The sequence below is a fragment of the Rhodopseudomonas telluris genome (genome assembly GCF_042432815.1).
Taxonomy (GTDB): Bacteria; Pseudomonadota; Alphaproteobacteria; order Rhizobiales; family Xanthobacteraceae; genus Rhodopseudomonas; species Rhodopseudomonas telluris.
On record NZ_JBHLWM010000001.1, the window covers coordinates 1198365 to 1210361 of the forward strand.

The 11997-nt window shown below is 66.3% G+C and carries 13 protein-coding genes and 1 riboswitch; of the genes, 8 read left to right on the forward strand and 5 right to left on the reverse strand.

The genetic code is table 11. The annotated features are described in order from the left end of the window. Positions 1 to 128 precede the first annotated feature (128 nt). Positions 129 to 335, reverse strand: a riboswitch (cobalamin riboswitch). Between the two features lie 210 nt (positions 336 to 545). Further along, positions 546 to 701, forward strand: coding sequence for a hypothetical protein (locus ACFFJ6_RS05475; protein ID WP_378385158.1), 156 nt, complete (start codon positions 546 to 548; stop codon positions 699 to 701). A gap of 78 nt (positions 702 to 779) precedes the next feature. Beyond that, positions 780 to 1931, forward strand: coding sequence for a DUF3095 domain-containing protein (locus ACFFJ6_RS05480; RefSeq protein ID WP_378385160.1), 1152 nt, complete (start codon positions 780 to 782; stop codon positions 1929 to 1931). A 16-nt stretch (positions 1932 to 1947) separates the two neighbouring features. Here ACFFJ6_RS05480 and ACFFJ6_RS05485 read toward each other — a convergent pair whose 3' ends face one another. The 3 genes from ACFFJ6_RS05485 to ACFFJ6_RS05495 form a co-directional block, all read right to left on the reverse strand. Further along, positions 1948 to 2391 carry a DUF2147 domain-containing protein gene (locus tag ACFFJ6_RS05485; protein WP_378385162.1) on the reverse strand — a complete coding sequence of 148 codons (444 nt, stop codon included), beginning with the start codon at positions 2389 to 2391 and terminating at the stop codon, positions 1948 to 1950. A 134-nt stretch (positions 2392 to 2525) separates the two neighbouring features. Then, entirely contained in the window at positions 2526 to 3899 is a 1374-nt protein-coding gene (locus tag ACFFJ6_RS05490; RefSeq protein WP_378385164.1) for an MATE family efflux transporter, read from the reverse strand. 106 nt (positions 3900 to 4005) lie between these two features. Further along, positions 4006 to 4530, reverse strand: a complete 525-nt coding sequence (locus ACFFJ6_RS05495) for a GNAT family N-acetyltransferase (protein WP_378385166.1) — start codon at positions 4528 to 4530, stop codon at positions 4006 to 4008. 126 nt (positions 4531 to 4656) lie between these two features. On the opposite strand from ACFFJ6_RS05495, the gene ACFFJ6_RS05500 reads away from it, so the two are divergent. From ACFFJ6_RS05500 to crcB, 3 genes are all read left to right on the forward strand, one after another. Further along, a complete protein-coding gene (locus ACFFJ6_RS05500; protein ID WP_378385168.1) occupies positions 4657 to 5892 on the forward strand; it encodes an MFS transporter in 1236 nt (411 codons plus the stop codon). Positions 5893 to 6070: 178 nt separating this feature from the next. Beyond that, complete coding sequence (locus ACFFJ6_RS05505; RefSeq protein ID WP_238736580.1) at positions 6071 to 6667, forward strand: superoxide dismutase; 597 nt, start codon at positions 6071 to 6073, stop codon at positions 6665 to 6667. Positions 6668 to 6801: 134 nt separating this feature from the next. Next, complete coding sequence (gene crcB / locus ACFFJ6_RS05510; protein ID WP_378385171.1) at positions 6802 to 7176, forward strand: fluoride efflux transporter CrcB; 375 nt, start codon at positions 6802 to 6804, stop codon at positions 7174 to 7176. 198 nt (positions 7177 to 7374) lie between these two features. Here the strand turns inward: crcB and ACFFJ6_RS05515 are convergent, their stop codons facing one another. Further along, a complete protein-coding gene (locus ACFFJ6_RS05515; RefSeq protein ID WP_378385745.1) occupies positions 7375 to 7869 on the reverse strand; it encodes a CinA family protein in 495 nt (164 codons plus the stop codon). Beyond that, positions 7869 to 8780 carry a transcriptional regulator GcvA gene (locus ACFFJ6_RS05520; RefSeq protein WP_378385173.1) on the reverse strand — a complete coding sequence of 304 codons (912 nt, stop codon included), beginning with the start codon at positions 8778 to 8780 and terminating at the stop codon, positions 7869 to 7871. Before ACFFJ6_RS05520 ends, ACFFJ6_RS05515 begins: the two co-directional genes overlap by 1 nt. A 112-nt stretch (positions 8781 to 8892) precedes the next feature. On the opposite strand from ACFFJ6_RS05520, the gene ACFFJ6_RS05525 reads away from it, so the two are divergent. The 3 genes from ACFFJ6_RS05525 to ACFFJ6_RS05535 all read left to right on the forward strand — a co-directional run bounded on the left by ACFFJ6_RS05525 (position 8893) and on the right by ACFFJ6_RS05535 (position 11894). Further along, positions 8893 to 9096: a DUF1127 domain-containing protein gene (locus ACFFJ6_RS05525; RefSeq protein WP_378385175.1), complete on the forward strand. Its 204-nt coding sequence runs from the start codon at positions 8893 to 8895 to the stop codon at positions 9094 to 9096. 19 nt (positions 9097 to 9115) lie between these two features. Next, complete coding sequence (locus ACFFJ6_RS05530) at positions 9116 to 9736, forward strand: GNAT family N-acetyltransferase (protein WP_378385177.1); 621 nt, start codon at positions 9116 to 9118, stop codon at positions 9734 to 9736. Between the two features lie 370 nt (positions 9737 to 10106). Next, positions 10107 to 11894 carry an acyl-CoA dehydrogenase family protein gene (locus tag ACFFJ6_RS05535; protein WP_378385179.1) on the forward strand — a complete coding sequence of 596 codons (1788 nt, stop codon included), beginning with the start codon at positions 10107 to 10109 and terminating at the stop codon, positions 11892 to 11894. Positions 11895 to 11997: the final 103 nt, after the last annotated feature.

Consider the following 11997-nt stretch of genomic DNA (forward strand, 5'->3'; position numbering starts at 1 on the left):
GCAGATCGCGTCGCGCCACCGCGCGCGCATGCGCAGAGGTCGGCGATCAGGCGCGGCTGTTGTGGGGACGGACTACGTCGGAAGCGGATGCGGCATCGGAACGTCCTTCTTCGACCCACCGTCGAATGGCATTGCGCAGATCTCCGGCCGGTCTCCTGGCTCGCGAATGTTGTCCCGATCGCCTTCCCGAGGCCGGAGAATGGCCGCAGTGGCTGGTGTGATCGGAGACGATCCGCTTACAGTTGCGGGGGCAGCCGCGGCCTCGGCGATCGCTCGCCTCACCGCATTCCCGTTTCACCCTTTCGAGAAAGGGCACCGAAGATGCCGCACAAGAGCACGCGGCACCGCCCGGCGCAACATTAGTTGCCACCGTCGGGCGCGCGTTCAGACGAAGGTGCAACGGCGCCGGGCGAGCGCGCCGCCGGCGCATTTTAGGAGCGCCCGGATGCGAAGCGGTTGATCGGCATGCCGCGATTCTGCTCTAAGTCGCCGCCAAAGCTGTGAGAGGATCGGCCACGCGGCGTCCGGCATCGGATCGGGCCGCCGTGCAGAGGGAACTGGATCGCTTGAAATCGCTCGGCATCATCGTCCTGCTCGCCTTGGCGGTTTTCGCCTACGGCCTGTACACCGACATCACCCTGACGCGTTGCGTGCGGGGATCGGTGACGGCCATGTTCGGGCTTTGCGCCAAAGGTGACTGATCGCGGCCGAGGCCGCTTCCACGCAAACCGGCGGCCGGCGACGCCGTATCTGTGCGGCATCGACTGGAGCTTGCGTTTATGACCGTGGCGAACAGCGACTCGTTCTACGACCGCGTGCCGGTGTTCTCCGGGTTCGCCAACCTGATGGACCCGGCGCTTTACGCCTCGGTGCCCGACGATTGGGTGGTCGGGACGGCCGACATCGTCAATTCCACCGGGGCCATCGCCGCGCAGCGCTACAAGGCCGTCAACATGGCGGGCGCCTCGGTGATCGCGGCGATTGCCAACGCGCTGCAGGGTCGCGATTTTCCGTTTGTGTTCGGCGGCGACGGCGCGAGCTTCGCGGTCGCGCCGCACGATCTCGCCGTGGCCCGTGATGCGATGGCGGCCGCGGCCGCCTGGGTCCGCGACGAACTCGAGCTGACGCTGCGCATCGCGTTGGTGCCGGTCGCAACGATCCGGGATCGCGGGCTCGACGTCCGCATCGCGCGGTTCGCGCCGTCGCCGCATGTTCGCTACGCGATGTTTGCGGGCGGCGGTCTCGGCTGGGCGGAAGCCGCGATGAAACGCGGCGAATTCCTGATCGATCCGGCTCCTGCCGGGACGATGCCCGATCTCAGTGGTTTGTCGTGCCGGTTCGAGACGATCCCGGCGGCCCACGGCGTGATCCTGACGCTGCTGCTGGTGCCCACCGTCAGCGCCGACAGCGCGGCGTTTCGCGCGCTGGTCGAACAGGTGGTGGCCCTGACCGAGCGCAGTCCCGACGCCGGCCGGCCCGTGCCGTCTCAGGGGCCGACGATGCGATGGCCACCCGCGGGCTTCGAGCTGGAAGCGCGGGCAGCCGGCGGCGGTCCGTTGCTGCTGCGCCGCGTCGGCGTTCTGCTCTGGACGCTGTTCGTCTATGTGATCATGCGGTTCGGCATCAGCTTCCGAGGCTTCGTGCCGCAAACCTATATGGCGCAGGTGCCGGAGAATTCCGACTTCCGCAAATACGACGACGGATTGCGGATGATCCTGGATTGTCCGCCCGATGTCGCCGACGCGCTGGAGCAGCGGCTGGCGGAGGCCGCCGCCGCGGGCATCGCCCGTTACGGCGTGTTTCGCCAGGACGCGGCGATGATGACCTGCTTCACGCCGTCGGCGGCGCGCAGCGATCATGTGCATTTCGTCGACGGCGCAGGCGGCGGCTATGCCGCCGCGGCGGTGGCGCTGAAGGCGATGCGCGCGTGAGGCGCGCCGCCGATCGTCAGCGTCCCTCGAAGGTCCAGTTCTCGCCGCCGCACAGCGAGCCGACGCAGCCCTCGACATGCAGCGAGGTCGGGCCTGTGTGCGACAGGTTGGCCTCGTAGGTCTTGCCGTCGTCGGCGTTGTAGATGTGGCCCGACCATTTGCCCTGCGACACCGGCCGCATGTCGCCGAAGATCTGCAGCCCGATCACCGGGCGTGAGGCGCGGGCCGGATCCGGGTTCTTGTCGTCGACCTGCGGCTTGCCGGTGTTGGGATCGATCGGCTGCTTCAGCCAGATGATCGTGCCGCACAGGGCCGGGCCACAGCTCTTGATACGCACCTTGGCGTCGCCGGCCTGAGTCAGCCAGGTGCCCTGCGGGCCGGGCGCTGATTGCGCGAGCGCAGCGGCAGGCGCCAGCGCAGCGAGCAATGCAGCGGCGAAGAGTGCGGATCGGGTGGTCATCTATCCTCCAGGCATCGTCCAGTGCGCAGCACGTCGCGTCGGTGCGGTGCAGCGCATGCCTTAGCAGAGGAGCCGGATTCGTGGCAAAGGCATGACGGACACAAACAGACACAAGATACGGAGGTCCGCAGGATTCATTTGACCCAGCGTGTCAGATGAATCGCCGTCACGGTGCCCAGCCCGTAAACCACCATCGCCGCCGTCACCAGGGCGAACAGCGTCCACGACGGCGCGCCGCTGATCATCAGCGCGGTGCCGCCGATCGCCACCAGCATCAGCCGCGCGCTCGCGGCGAGCACCGGGCCGCCGACTTTCGCGGCGCCCTGCGAGGCGAAGTACAGTGTCACGCCGAGACCGAAGAACGGGAAGGCCGGCCCCGCCCAGTGGAAGTAGGAATGCGCCGCTGCGGTCACCGCGGGATCGGCGGTGAACAGCGACACCCACAGCGCCGGATAAATCGCCAGCACCAGGCCGATCACCCCGAGGATCAGCGCCGACGCGGCGCCCGAGGTCCACGCCACGCGCCGTGCGCGCGCCACCTGGCCGGCGCCGACCGCCATGCCGACCATCGGGATCGAGGCGACGCCGACCGCGAACGCGATCGGGATCAGCAGGAATTCCAGACGCGAGCCGATGCCGTAGCCGGCCAGCGTCGCAGTGCCGTAGGTCGCCAGGATCTTGGTGAAGATCAGGATGGTCAGCACCGATTGCAGCGGCGCGAGGCAGGCCATCGCACCGACCTTGAGGATGTCGAGAAACATCCGCCGCTCGAACACGAAGGATCCGGCGCGCAGCCTCACGCGCGCGCGGCCGCTCGCCATGTAGATCAGCAGGAACAGCGTGCCGAGCGAGAACGCGACGAGTTGCCCCGATGCGACGCCCGGCATGCCGAGCCGCGGCATGCCGAACAGGCCGAGGCCGAACGTGCCGCCGATCGCGATCTGCAGCACCGCGACCACCAGCAGCGTCGCGGAGGGCAGCACCATGTCGCCGGTGCCGCGCAGCACCGAGGCCAGCGTGTTGACCAGCCAGATCGACACCGCGCCGGAAAACAGCACGACCGAATAGCTGCACGCCTGTTCGAGCACGTCGCCGCGGCCGCCGAGCAGCATGAACAGCGAGCGGCCGAACAGCTGCATGATCAGCGTGAACAACAGGCCGCCGCACAGTCCGATGATCACAGCGTGCAGCGCCAGCGCTTCGGCGCGCGCGCGATCGCCTGCGCCGAGCGCGCGGCTGACCGCCGAGGAGACGCCGCCGCCCATCGCGCCGGCCGACATCATCTGCGTCAGCATCGCGAACGGAAACACCAAGGCGATCGCCGCCAGCGCTTCGGTGCCGAGCCGCCCGATATACGAGGTCTCGGCCACCGAGACGACAGCGGTGCCGACCATTGCGATGATGTTCGGGATCGCCAGCCGGGTGAGCGTCGGCACGATCGGGGCGGTGAGGAGCAGGTTCGGCGGCGGGGCCGGCAGGGGTGTGTTCACCGGTGCGTCGATGGTCATGCGTGTTCCGCCCTTGCGGACCGCTCCTCAGCGGCGATCCTTCATAATATTATGATCGACATATCAAATGCGCGCAAGCGGCACGGCCGTGCGTCCTGCGCAGGCGTCACCAGGGCAAACCGCAGAGGTCCAGCGTGCCGCCGCGAATTTTTCGCCGCAGATCGATCTGCAGCGGCGTCAGGTCGCGATACGGAGCTTTGCCGCCGCGCTGCTCGGCGGTGATCTCGCCGTCGTAGCGCTGCCAGCCGCGCGCCTGAAAGAACGGGGCCTGCTGGTCGTCGCAGAACAGCAGCCCGCAGTCGATCGCCTCGTGATCGCGCAGCGTCCGCTCCGCGGCCCTCAGCGCGATCGAGCCGTAGCCCTGCCGCCGGTTGTCCGCCCGGGTGACGAGGCCGCCGATGCCGCCGATCTGGCACTTGCGGCCGTTCCAGCTCACGATCCGGATGGTGATGCCGACATGGCTCACCAGTTCTCCGTCCGACTCGACCAGCACCCGCAGCGTCGGGTGCGCGGTCTCCGGTCCAGTGCGCTGCGGAGCCGTCTCACGGCCGGCCGGCCACACCGATTCGAGCAGCGGCTTCACCATCGGCCACGCCGCGACGCCCGACAGAATGTCGATCTCGATACTCATCCGCTCTCCTGTCACCGAACCCCTGCGTTCTGTGCAGGACCACGATACCGGTTGCAAGGATGGTCAAACACCGCGTTTCAGGGCATGACTATTCTCAAAATGACGAGACCCAGAGGAAAACGTCCTATGAAGGCATCAGAGCTCACCTCGTTTCAGCGCTGGTCGATCCTGATCGGCGCGTCGGTGCTGCTGAGCCTTGCGATGGGCATGCGGCAGAGCTTCGGGCTGCTGCAGCCGTCCGTGATCCGTGACGTCGGCATCACCAGCGCGGATTTCTCGCTGGCGACGGCGCTGCAGAACATCATCTGGGGCGTGACCCAGCCGATCGTCGGGCTGATGGCGGATCGCTACGGCTCGCGCTGGGTGATGCTCGGCGGCGTGGTGATCTACGCGGCCGGCCTGGTGCTGATGATGTTCGCCGACTCGGCGCTGACCTTCACGCTCGGCTGCGGCGTCTGCGTCGGCATCGCGCTGTCCTGCACCGCCTCGAGCATGACCATGACCGCGACCTCGCGAACCGTGTCGCCGGCCAAGCGCAGCGTCGCGATGGGCGCGGTGTCGGCGGCGGGCTCGCTCGGTCTCGTGCTGGCGTCGCCGCTGGCGCAGACGCTGATCACCACCTCGGGCTGGCAGATGGCGCTGGTCGGCTTCCTCGGCCTCGCCGCGGTGATGCTGCCCTCGGCGTTCTTCGCCGGCCGCTCCGACAAGATCGACATCGACAAGGCCGACGACAGCGAGCGTTCGGCTGGCGAAGTCGTGCAGGCCGCGCTCGGCCATTCCGGTTTCATGGTGATGGCGATCGCGTTCTTCGTCTGCGGCCTGCAGCTCGTCTTCATCACCACGCATCTGCCGAACTATCTGGCGATCTGCGGCCTCGATCCGTCGCTCGGCGCCAGTGCGCTGGCGACGATCGGGCTGTTCAACGTGATGGGCTCCTACGTGTTCGGCTGGCTCGGCGGCCGCTATCCGAAGCAGTATCTGCTCGGCGGCATCTACATCGTGCGCTCGCTGGCGATCGCCGCGTATTTCTACTTCCCGGCCTCGGCGACCTCGACGCTGGTGTTCGCCGCGGTGATGGGCGCGCTGTGGCTCGGCGTGATCCCGCTCGTCAACGGCCTCGTCGCGCAGCTGTTCGGGCTGCGCTTCATGGCGACGCTGACCGGCATCGCCTTCCTCAGCCACCAGGTGGGCTCCTTCATCGGCGCCTGGGGCGGCGGCATGATCTACGATCATCTCGGCAATTACGATCGCGCCTGGCAGGCCGCGGTGCTGATCGGCCTGATCGCCGGCACGGCGCAGATGCTGATGAATGTCCGCCCCCCGCGGCGGCGCGAGGAGCTGGCCCTGCCGGCGACGGCATGACGCGGCCGGTAGCATCACGCCGGCTGCGGTAACTGCTTCAGGTGTTTGCACTTTTGCGTCGATGACAGCGCTGCGACAGGTCGTTGCAATTCAGAATAGATATTGGGTCCAGCGGCGGAACCTTCTATAAGGAGGCTCGTTAAGACGCCGTCCCCCACCATTGTGGAAATGATGACCCATGACCTTCACGCTTCCTGAGTTGCCTTACGCCTACGACGCGCTCCAGCCCTACATGTCCAAGGAGACGCTGGAATATCATCACGACAAGCATCATCAGGCCTATGTCACCAACGGCAACAACCTGCTGAAGGGCACCGAATTCGAGGGCAAGTCGCTCGAGGAGATCGTCAAGGGCTCGTTCGGCAAGAACGCTCCGCTGTTCAACAACGCCGGCCAGCACTTCAACCACATCCATTTCTGGAAGTGGATGAAGCCGAATGGCGGCGGCACCAAGCTGCCGGGCGCGCTGGAAAAGAAGATCAACGAAGACCTCGGCGGTCTCGAGAAGTTCAAGGCCGACTTCGCGGCGGCCGGCGCCGGCCAGTTCGGTTCGGGCTGGGCCTGGCTGTCGGTCAAGGACGGCAAGCTCGAGATTTCCAAGACCGCGAACGGTGAAAACCCGCTGGTGCACGGCGCCACGCCGATCCTCGGCGTCGATGTCTGGGAGCACTCCTACTACATCGACTATCGCAATCGTCGCCCGGACTATCTGAAGGCGTTCGTCGATAATCTGATCAACTGGGAATACGTCGAAGAGCTCTACTCGAAGGCGTAAGCGCTCGCGCTCAATCGCAGATTGAATCGAAAAGGCGGCCGACGGGCCGCCTTTTCTTTTGATCGCGGCGCCTCTTGCGAGAGCCGGCCGGCTGCGTCACAACGTCTCGCCGGTTGACGCGGAGAGGCTTGGACATGGCATATCTATTCGTATTCGTGGGTGGCGGGCTCGGGGCGATGTTTCGCCACTTCGTCAACAATGCCAGTAGCCGGATGTTCGGCACCGCGTTTCCGTATCATACGTTCTTCATCAATGTGTCCGGCTCGATAGTAATGGGCCTGATCGCCGGCTACTTCGCCTTCAAGTCCGGCTCGTCGCAGCACCTCCGGCTGTTTCTGATGACCGGCATCCTCGGCGGCTACACCACCTTCTCGGCGTTCTCTCTCGACGCCGCGCTGCTGTACGAGCGCGGCGCGGTTGGGCTGGCGATCCTTTACGTGGTCGGTTCGGTCGCGCTGGCGATCGGCGGCCTGTTCGCCGGCATGGCCCTGATCCGCGCGATTACCTGAGCCTCTGGCGATCGCGAGCAGGCGACGCCTCTCCGTCATTGCGATGGGGCCAATTTCTCCGTCCTTGCGAGGAGCGCAGCGACGAAGCAATCCATGCCGCATGCGTGGCGCTGGATTGCTTCGCTTCGCTCGCAATGACGGGGAGAGGCCTTCGAGATAACTGCTGCTTCTTCGCGCGCTGCGCGTTGAGCTGATGCGTCAGGGTCGTTGCGAAAGATTGTGCAACAAAAACGTCAGCGCCGTGCTGGCGAACACGTGCATGTTGTCGAGCCGGTCGGCGTTTCCCGTCTCCAGCGTCATCACCGCGTTGGCGGGGCCGGCGACCGCGATGCAGGTGTGGCCGGCGGCGTCGCCGTAGCGGTTGCCGCCGGGGCCGGCGGCACCGGTTTCCGATAGCGCCCAGTCGGCGCCGAGCCGGCCGCGGATCTGTCTGGCCAGCAACTCGGCGTAGGGCTCCGACGACGAGCGCACGCCCTCCACTTTCATGTCGGCATCTGGAATGTCCATCAGCACGCGCCGCGCCTGCCGGGTGTACACCACCGCGGAGCCGAGAAAGTAAGCCGACGCGCCTGGCACCGCGAGCAGCGCCGCCGAAATCAGGCCGCCGGTCGAAGACTCGGCGACCGCGATCGTCTGCTTCTGTGCGATCAGGTGCAGGGCGACCTTTTCGGCCAGCGGGACGAGATCGTTCATCATGGTGGCGCTCCGGCATTGCTGCTGATGTTGGTCATCAGCCATTCGCGGAACGCCGAGAGTTTTGGCGAATCCGCGCTGGCCATCGGTGACACCAGATAGAATCCCCACTCGGCTGGCAACGCGATCTTGAACGGCACCACCAGGCGTCCCTTCGCGATATCGGTCTCGACATAGGAGGTTCGGCCGATCGCGACGCCGAGGCCGTCGATCGCGGCCTGCACGGTCATGAAGGCGACGTCGAACGACAGGCCGGGCTGCTTGGAAATATCCGGCGGCAGGCCGGCCGCGGTGAGCCACAGCCGCCAGTCGTCGCCGAAGCCGCCGCTGGTGTGCAGCAGCGTGTGCCTGGCGAGGTCCTGCGGACGCTTCAGCGGCCTGCCGCCCGCAAGGAGCGCCGGACTGCACACCGGAAACAGTTCGTCCGCCATCAGCCAGTCGGCGCGCAGTCCCGGCCATCGCCCGCGGCCATAGCGGATCGCCGCATCGACCTCGTCGCGGGCGAAATCGACCAGCGTGGTCGACGTGGTGATCCGTACGTCGATATCGGGATGCGATTCCTGAAACGAGGATAGTCGCGGCAGCAGCCATTTGGCGGCGAGCGACGACAGCGTGCTGACGGTGAGGATGCGGGCGCTGTCCTTGCGCAGCAGCCGGTCGGTTGCGAGCCGCAGGTCGTTGAAGGCGGCGCGGATGCCGGGCAGATACTCGCGCGCCTGCGGCGTCAGCGCCAGCGTCCGGTTCTGCCGCACGAACAGCTTCAGTCCGAGCTCCTGCTCCAGCCGCTTGATCTGGTGGCTGATCGCGGTCTGCGTCACGTTCAGCTCCGCCGCGGCAAGCGTGAAGCTGAGATGCCGCGCGGCCGCCTCGAACGCCCGCAATCCGTTCAGCGAGGGCAGCCGGCCCGTCATCGCGCACCCGATTGCATGAGTTTATCTCATCTGAAGCCGCGCCGAATGTCGTTTGTCATTGCGCTGCAGCAGGAGGATGTTTGCTCGCATATCCTATTTAGCGGAGGCGACCATGTCCATCTGCACTGACCATACGATGACAAATCATCATGCGTCCGGAGTCCTGGCGCAGATCGCCGAGACAGTCCTGCTGTGGCGTCAGCGGCACCACGAGCGGGACAGCCTGGCGCATCTGTCGGAGCGCGACCTGCACGACGTCGGCCTGTCGTGGAGCGACGTGATGGTCGAGGCTGAGAAGCCGTTCTGGCGCGCCTGACGAACGCAGGGGGCGGGCGATGCGCGTCGATCTCGACCATCCGGCCGACTACACCGATCGGCTCCGGCTGAAGTCCGGCGTGGCGCTGACGCTACGCTTCGCCGGCCTCGATGATGCCGCGCTGCTGCAGGACTACTTCCGCGCGCTGTCGCCGTCATCGCGCTACAGCCGCCTGATGGGCGCGGCGCCGGAACTGCCGGCCGGACAACTCGTCCGGTTCCTGCGGCTCGGCGAGGCCGGCGCCTACACGGTGCTTGCCACGCTGGGGAACGATCACGGCGAGACAGCCGTGGCGGAGCTACGCTACGTGCATCACGACGATGAACATGCGGTCGAGTTCGGCGTGTCGGTTCACGATCGCTGGCAAGGGCGGGGCATCGGCACCGCGTTGCTCGCCAATCTCGACTGCCGCGCCGCCGCGCTCGGCGCCGGCACCCTCTACGGCGACACGTTGCGCTCCAACGCCGCGATGATCGGCCTCGCCCGCAAGAGCGGCTACCAGCTCGAAGCGTCGATCGACTGGAAGCAGACGCGGATGCGCAAGCCGGTCGCCTACGTGCCGCAGACGATCCCTTGCGCAAGCTGGCGGATGGCTGCGTTGCAGAGCGAGCTTTCGCAGACGATCGGCTCGCGTGCTTGATCACTTGATCGAAGCTATTTGGCTTTTCCAATTGCACTGAGTCCTCATCCAGAGGAGCCCGGCGAAGCCGGGCGTCTCGAAGGATGAGGCCACGAGTGCCTGTGGCGCCATGGGTCGAGACGGCGCTGCGCGCCTCTCACCACGAGGGGCTCTGCGTGGCACACGCTGCACATCAACAAGGCTCATCCTGCCTGAAGCGGAACTGCTCTTGGTGGCGCGGTGGCTGCGTTGTTCCGACAACCAGCCGCGAAGCATTCCGCGTCATGAAATCGGTGACTTCGTTCGATTTGCCGTCCGGTTCGCTTTGTGGCTCACTTGCGGTCGGCCGTTGTGCAGCGGCCGGTGATGCAAGACCACAAACGAGAAGCCCATGGCAGGAAACACCCACGCCGCCGCCGCTCTGGCGGCCGCGCCCCGCAACGCCGCGAACCTGATCGCGCCCGACACCACCGGCCTCAATTTCTATCGTGCCGATCCGTCGCTCGCCGATCTGCTGCGCATCCATCTGCCGGCCGATCTGGTCGCGCATCTCGAGCCGCATCTCGACCGGCTCGGCGAACTCGCCGGCGGGCCGCTCGACGACTGTGCCCGGCTGGCCGATCGCCACACGCCGATCCTGCATCAGCGCGACCGCTTCGGCCGCGACGCTCAGTATGTGGAGTATCACCCGGCGTATCGCGACCTGGAGAACGCCGCCTTCGGCACGTTCGGCATCCACGCGCTGTCGCACCGCAAGGGCATCATGGGCTGGCCCGACGTCTATCCGGTCACGGCCAAGCACGCCTTCACGCTGCTGTTCAACGAAACCGAATTCGGCATGGGCTGCCCGATCAACGTCACCGACGGCTGCGCCAAGCTGTTGTCGAAATTCGGCGACGATGCCCTGAAGGCGAAGTATCTCGACGGCCTGACCCAGACCGACATGAGCAAGCTGACGCAAGGCGGTCAGTTCATGACCGAGAAGGAGGGCGGCTCCGATGTCGGCACGCTGACCACGGTCGCCGTGTCCGAAGGCGATCACTGGCGGCTGTACGGCGAGAAGTGGTTCTGCTCCAACGCCGACGCCAAGGTGGTGATGCTGCTGGCGCGGCCGCAGGGTGCAGGTCCTGGCACGCGCGGCGTCGGCCTGTTCCTGATGCCGCGTTTTCTCGACGACGGCACGCCGAACAACTATCGGATCGTGCGACTGAAGGACAAGCTCGGCACCCGCTCGATGGCGTCGGGCGAGATCAAGCTCGAAGGCGCGATCGCCTACGCGGTCGGCAAGCTCGACCGCGGCTTCGTGCAGATGGCCGAGATGGTCAACTCATCGCGACTATCAAACGGCGTGAAGTCGACCGCACTGATGCGCCGCGCCTGGCATGATGCGATCACCGTCGCAAAGAACCGCGTGGTGTTCGGTCAGCGTATCGTCGACCTGCCGCTCGCGCGGCGCCAACTGATGAAGATCCTGCTGCCGACCGAGCAGGCGATGTCGGTGAGTTTCCTCACCGCGGACGCGCTCGACCGCGCCGAGGCCGGCAGTCAGGACGCCGCCGCCTTGCTGCGCATCCTGACTCCCACCCTGAAGTTCCGCGCCACGCGCGACGCCCGCAAGGTGTGCGGCGACGCGTTGGAAATGCGAGGCGGTATCGGCTACGTCGAGGAATTCGCGACTGCGAGGCTGTTGCGCGACGCGCATCTCGGTTCGATCTGGGAGGGTACTGGTAATATCGTCGCCATCGATGCGCTCAAGCGCGCGATCGGTCGTCACGGCGCGGAGTCTGCACTTGCCGCTGATTTGCATGCGCGGCTGGACGATGCCACAGGTTTGCCTCATGCCTGGAGCGACCGTTTGCGGGGCCTGATCGATCGCGCCATCGGCTTCGCCCGCGACGTCGCCGGTCGTGCCGAGAACGAGTCGGACGCCCGCCGCGCCACCAGCTCGCTGTATCACGTCGCCAGCGCCGTCTCGCTGGCGTGGGAAGGCATGAAGATCGACGCGATGCGCGGCGATGCCCGCCGCGCGCTGCTGTCGCGATTAGTCGTCGAACATCGGCTGTATCAGCCCGATCCGTTCAAGGTCAGCGATGGCAAGACCGAATTCGCCATCGCCGAGCTGCTGCTCGGCGACACCGATGCACCGATGGCCAAGGTGGCGCCGCTGCTGGCAGCCTAGCGCTAAAATGCAATGCCCCTCCCCGTGATTGCGAGCGGAGCGAAGCAATCCAGCGTGATGTACGGGGCTGGATTGCTTCGTCGCTTCGCTCCTCGCAATGACG